We start from the raw sequence: 5,301 nt of genomic DNA, 5'->3' as shown, positions 1-5,301 counted from the left end.
TTGGTTGTATAAATGATAAGAATAATTTCGTTAGATTTAAATATAAAGTATCAAGAAAAGATGCACATGATTATGTGATAGATAAAGATTTGTGTTTAATTGTTCATGCAGGAATTAAAATATATCTAGCGACTAGATAGTGCAGAATGAAACGCCCAAACTATATTTTTATGAATTGGACCTCTAGATTTCTGCGTCCTTAGGATTTAAAGGTTTTTCCTTAGCCAGTTTGACAGAGATTACCCAAATCAATAATCCAATCACGGAAGTGGCGGCACCAATCGTACCAAATACGTTGTAACCTAATCCATGGTCAATCGCCATTCCTCCCAACCATGGTCCTAAAGCATTCGCGGTATTTAACGCGGCTTGAATGGCGGCTGCGGATAATACCTGTGCGTCGCCAGCAATTTCCATCAAATGCGTTTGCAACGTAACTGGTAATGCCATCATGGTGCCTACTGCGACTGCCGCAATCACAATGCCTGGCAGAGAGCCGGAAATGAATGGAATCATCGCCAATACAAATATCGACCACACAATAAGCAGGCATGCGCCTTTGAATTTCATGGCATCTGCAATTTTGCCACCGGACAACATGCCGATGATTGAGCCTATGCCGAAGGCGACAACCAGCCAGGGCATATAGGACTCGGAAACCTTGGTGACATTGACCAGCACCGGTGCCATGTAACTAAATACCGTAAACATACCGGTGAAGCCAAATACGCCAATGAGAAGCACTAGCCAAATCTGTAGTCTATTAAAGGCTGCCAGCTCTTCCATCGGGCTGGATTTTTTCTCTTGATGATCTAAAGGTAACGACTTGTTTACCATCAACAATGTAATGAATGCCAGTACGCCGACTAAGGCAAAGGCTAATCGCCATGTAAATTGTTGCCCTAACCAAACCGCAAGCGGGTTGCCCACAAGTATTGCGACGGCCAAGCCAAGCATGACCTTGGTGACGGCCATGCCTTTTTGCGAAGGTGGGCTGATAGATGCTGCGACTAATGAGGCAATGCCGAAATAGGCACCATGCGGCAGGCCTGAAAAAAATCTGGCGATGAGCATGGTGCCGTAAGTAGGGGCGAGCGCGCTGGCAATGTTGGCGAGGGCATACATAAATGCGAGTGCAAGCAGCAAGTTTTTTCTTTTAAGGCCAGCGCCAAAAATCGCCAGTAGGGGTGCACCCACCACAACGCCTAATGCATAAATACTGATAGAAACGCCAACCTGGGATTCTGATACGCCTAATCCACGGCTGATTTCTAGCAGCAAACCCATGCTTGAGAATTCACTCACACCAATTGCAAATGCCCCGATGGAGAGCGCAAAAATAATCAGGTTTTGCCTGGCTTTGGATAGTTGGATCTGCGGGGCTGAGGGATTCGACATGGACTTACTTAAAGAGTGAGTTGAAATGCAATTGCCGACTTTATGACGGAAGTGAGCAGGCGTCAGGCTTCACCATTGTGTACTACCTCGTGGAACTTAGGCAAAAAAATAAGCCATTGATCTATTCAATCAATGGCTTATTTAGTATTTTGGTGGTGAAAGAGGGACTTGAACCCTCGACCCCAGGATTATGAATCCTGTGCTCTAACCAGCTGAGCTACATCACCATTAAAACTGAAGGCGCAATTCTATTGATTTTGCGCTGGATTGTCAAAGTAAATCCACGCCAATTTACTTGTTTAGTGCATGTTGGCGCGGGCTTGCTTTAAACGTTAAAACGGAAATGCATCACATCGCCGTCTTGCACGATGTACTCTTTACCTTCCAGGCGCATTTTGCCAGCTTCTTGTGAGCCTTTTTCGCCTTTAAATTGCACATAGTCGTTGTAAGCAATCACTTCGGCACGGATAAAGCCGCGTTCAAAGTCGGTGTGGATGACACCGGCGGCTTGTGGGGCAGTTGCGCCTTTTTTCACGGTCCAGGCGCGCACTTCTTGTACACCAGCGGTGAAGTAGGTTTGCAGGCCGAGCAAATCGTAAGCGGCACGGATGACGCGGTTAAGGCCTGGCTCTTCCTGGCCCAGCTCTTCCAGGAACAGCAGTTTGTCTTCTTCGTCCAGTTCGGAGATTTCACCTTCAATTTTGGCGCAGATGGTGACCACAGGCGCGTTTTCGGTTTTGGCTAATGCCAGCACTTTATCCAGGTGCGGGTTGTTTTCAAAACCGCCTTCAATCACGTTGGTGATGTACATCACTGGTTTCACGGTGATCAGGCACAATGGTTTGAGCAAGTTGAGTTCATCGGCATCCAGGCCCAGTGTGCGCACAGCTTTGGCGTCGTTGAGGCAAGGCACGACTTTTTCGAGCACTTTGATCAGGGCGATGGCGTCTTTGTCGCCACTTTTGGCTTTTTTGCCTTCGCGCTGCATGGTTTTTTCTACGGTTTCCATGTCGGCCAGTGCTAGCTCGGTGTTAATCACTTCGATGTCGGCCAATGGATCTACCTTGCCTGATACGTGAATGACGTTACCGTCTTCAAAACAGCGCACGACGTGGGCAATGGCGTCAGTTTCTCGGATATTGGCCAGGAACTTGTTACCCAGGCCTTCACCTTTGGAGGCGCCCGCCACCAGGCCGGCAATGTCGACAAACTCGACAATCGCAGGTTGTACCTTTTGCGGTTTAACAATGTCGATCAGCGGTTGCAGCCGTTGGTCTGGCACCTCGACGATGCCGACGTTAGGCTCGATGGTACAGAAAGGATAGTTTTCTGCCGCGATGCCTGCTTTGGTGATGGCGTTAAACAAGGTGGATTTGCCTACATTAGGCAGGCCGACAATACCGCATTTCATAGTGGATGAACCTTAGCGTGAATATTGCCGCACCATTAATTTGCGGCAAAGATTGAATAAAACCAATATTTTACCGTTAGTATGGAGATAGAGCCAGAATCAATCTTGATTTGACGCAAGTTGCATACAAGATTTAAGTTTTATTATAAATAAACAAATGCATGACTGCGGGGGCATAATCATATGCGTCATGCGCCTTCCTGACAAGGATGTGAAATGTTTCGTTTCAATATGGCATCATTACAACAAGTTTTATCGTCACGATGGATTGCAGCAGCAGTCCTCTTATGCGCATTGCAGACCACCTTTTTGCTGTGGATGAGTGAGCGCCATCATGCCGAGGCCTTGCAGGCGGTCAAGTTCAAGCAGTCCACAGTGTCTGCGTCTGAGGCGATTCAGCAACGGCTCAATGCTTACCGGCAAATCCTCAAGGGTGTGGAGCAGCTGTATATATCTTCGCAATTTGTCTCGGCCGAAGAGTTTAGACTCTATGTCGATGACTACCTCAAAAGTACCGAATATAACAGCCTGAATGCGCTGGGCTTTATCAAATATATCCACCTGCATCATCCGGAAACGTTTAAAGACCTGGATATGCCTTTGCCACAATTGCTCAAGCAGTTGGATTTTATCAAAGGCGATGACGAGATTGCGCCTGTGTTGTATGTGGAGCCGCGTAACGATGCCAACCGTGACACCCTGCTGAAAAACACTTTTCTGGATGCGCAATTACGCGCGGATTTGCTGGAAGCGGGCGACGGTGACCGTTTGGTGTTGTCTGGTCATTACGCCGCCAATATCAGCGTGCAGCCTTATAAAAACTATATTTTCCATGCGCCGGTGTACCGTCAGCATGAGGGCCTGCAAACAGGCGATCGCCGCCATTGGTTAAATGGCTGGGTGTTTTTACGTTTTGACGTGGCAGCCCTGTTGGCGGAGGCCTTGCACCCGATGGAGCAGCGGCTGGTGCATTTTGATGTGTTTGACCAGGGGCGTGAAGAAGGGCAAGTGCCTTTGTATCACAGTGGCTCTGAGGATGCGCACGTGCATGACAGCGAGGCCGAGTTTACGGTCGCCTATACTTTGAATGTGAGTGGCCAGGTCTGGCGTTTGCAGGCACGTTCTACGCCTGCCTTTGAAGCGGCCACTGATTACCGTGATGCTAACGATATGGGTGTATTAGGCGTGGTGATCAGCCTGTTATTGGCTGGGCTGGTGCAATTCGCTGTGGTGCGTAATCGCACGCGTAACGCTTTGGAAAAATACAGCCTGGCACTCAACAGCAGCGAGCAGCGCTGGAAGTTTGCTATGGAGAGCACAGGGGATGGCGTGTGGGATTGGAATGTACTCGAATCCAAAGTGGTGTTTTCTGATCATTGGAAGAAGATTCTGGGCTTTGCCGCGAATGAACTGGATCATAAACCGGCCACCTGGAACCAGCGTATACACCCGGATGATGCGCCGGTGGCGATGGATTTGCATCAGCAGGTGCTGGATGGTGAGCGTGAGCAATATGCGATTGAGTATCGTATGTTATGCAAGGATGGCAGCTGGAAGTGGGTGTTTGACCGCGGCATGGTGCTGATGCAGGACGAGCAGGGCAAGCCGACACGGATATTGGGCACGCTGGCGGATATTTCGAAAATCAAGCAGTCAGAAGAAGTGGTCTGGCAATATGCCAACGTTGATACGCTGACCGGCTTGCCTAACCGCCGCCTGTTTTTTGACCGGCTGGATCAGGCACTACATGGCATTAAAAATAATAACCAGAAACTGGCGATTATCTTTTTAGACCTGGACCGGTTTAAAGAGGTGAATGATAGCCAGGGCCATGACCAGGGTGACAAGTTATTGTTGCAGGCAGGTAAGCGCCTGACCGGCTGCGTCGGTAACAAAGACCTGGTTGCGCGGCTGGGGGGCGATGAGTTTGTGCTGATGCTGAGCGATGCCCATGCCAGCCATGTGGAAGCATTGGCGCAACGCATACTGGAAGCCTTGTCGCAGCCTTTTCAACTGGATGATACGCATGCCTATGTCTCTGCCAGCCTTGGCATTGCGATCTTTCCTGATGATGCGGGCAATAAAGAAGACCTGATGAAGCGCGTGGACCAGGCGATGTATGCGTCCAAGCAAAAAAGTGGCAACTGCTTTACCTATTTCACGCCGCGTATGCAGCAAAGTGCCGAGCACCGTATGCGTTTGTCGCAGGATTTACGCCAGGCGATCAGCAATGACGAGTTTTTCCTCGAATATCAGCCGGTAGTGGATTTACAGACCAATATGGTGGTGAAGGCGGAAGCTTTGTTGCGCTGGCAGCATCCGGTCAAAGGCCTGATTCCGCCTATGGAGTTTGTCTGCATTGCCGAGGACAATTTACTGATTGTGCCGATTGGCGAATGGGTGTTTAAAACGGCGATTGCGCAGTGTCGGCAGTGGCGCCAGTCGCTGCATCCGATGTTTCAGGTAGCGGTGAATAAATCGCCGGTGCAATT

The 5,301-nt window shown here is 49.3% G+C and carries 3 protein-coding genes and 1 tRNA gene; 1 reads left to right on the top strand and 3 read right to left on the bottom strand.

Annotated features, from left to right (window positions below):
* Positions 1–183: 183 nt before the first annotated feature.
* The 3 genes from B3355_RS03905 to ychF all read right to left on the bottom strand — a co-directional run bounded on the left by B3355_RS03905 (position 184) and on the right by ychF (position 2,809).
* Positions 184–1,398 carry an MFS transporter gene (locus B3355_RS03905; protein ID WP_292780368.1) on the bottom strand — a complete coding sequence of 405 codons (1,215 nt, stop codon included), beginning with the start codon at positions 1,396–1,398 and terminating at the stop codon, positions 184–186.
* Between the two features lie 150 nt (positions 1,399–1,548).
* Positions 1,549–1,625 (bottom strand) — tRNA-Met (locus B3355_RS03900).
* A gap of 98 nt (positions 1,626–1,723) precedes the next feature.
* Positions 1,724–2,809: a redox-regulated ATPase YchF gene (ychF, locus tag B3355_RS03895; protein WP_019881573.1), complete on the bottom strand. Its 1,086-nt coding sequence runs from the start codon at positions 2,807–2,809 to the stop codon at positions 1,724–1,726.
* Between the two features lie 216 nt (positions 2,810–3,025).
* Here ychF and B3355_RS03890 point away from each other — a divergent pair.
* Positions 3,026–5,301, top strand: a 2,276-nt coding sequence (locus B3355_RS03890; protein WP_292780357.1) for a bifunctional diguanylate cyclase/phosphodiesterase, incomplete at its 3' end; no start/stop codon positions are given.

The organism is Methylophilus sp. UBA6697, from assembly GCF_002454655.1.
Classification (GTDB): domain Bacteria; phylum Pseudomonadota; class Gammaproteobacteria; order Burkholderiales; family Methylophilaceae; genus Methylophilus.
This window is presented reverse-complemented; position numbering and strand designations above follow the sequence as displayed.

Excerpts from the sequence above, each read along its gene's own strand:
- B3355_RS03905 (WP_292780368.1), bottom strand. The coding sequence starts at position 1,398 with ATGTCGAATCCCTCAGCCCCGCAGATCCAACTATCCAAAGCCAGGCAA.
- ychF (WP_019881573.1), bottom strand. The coding sequence starts at position 2,809 with ATGAAATGCGGTATTGTCGGCCTGCCTAATGTAGGCAAATCCACCTTG.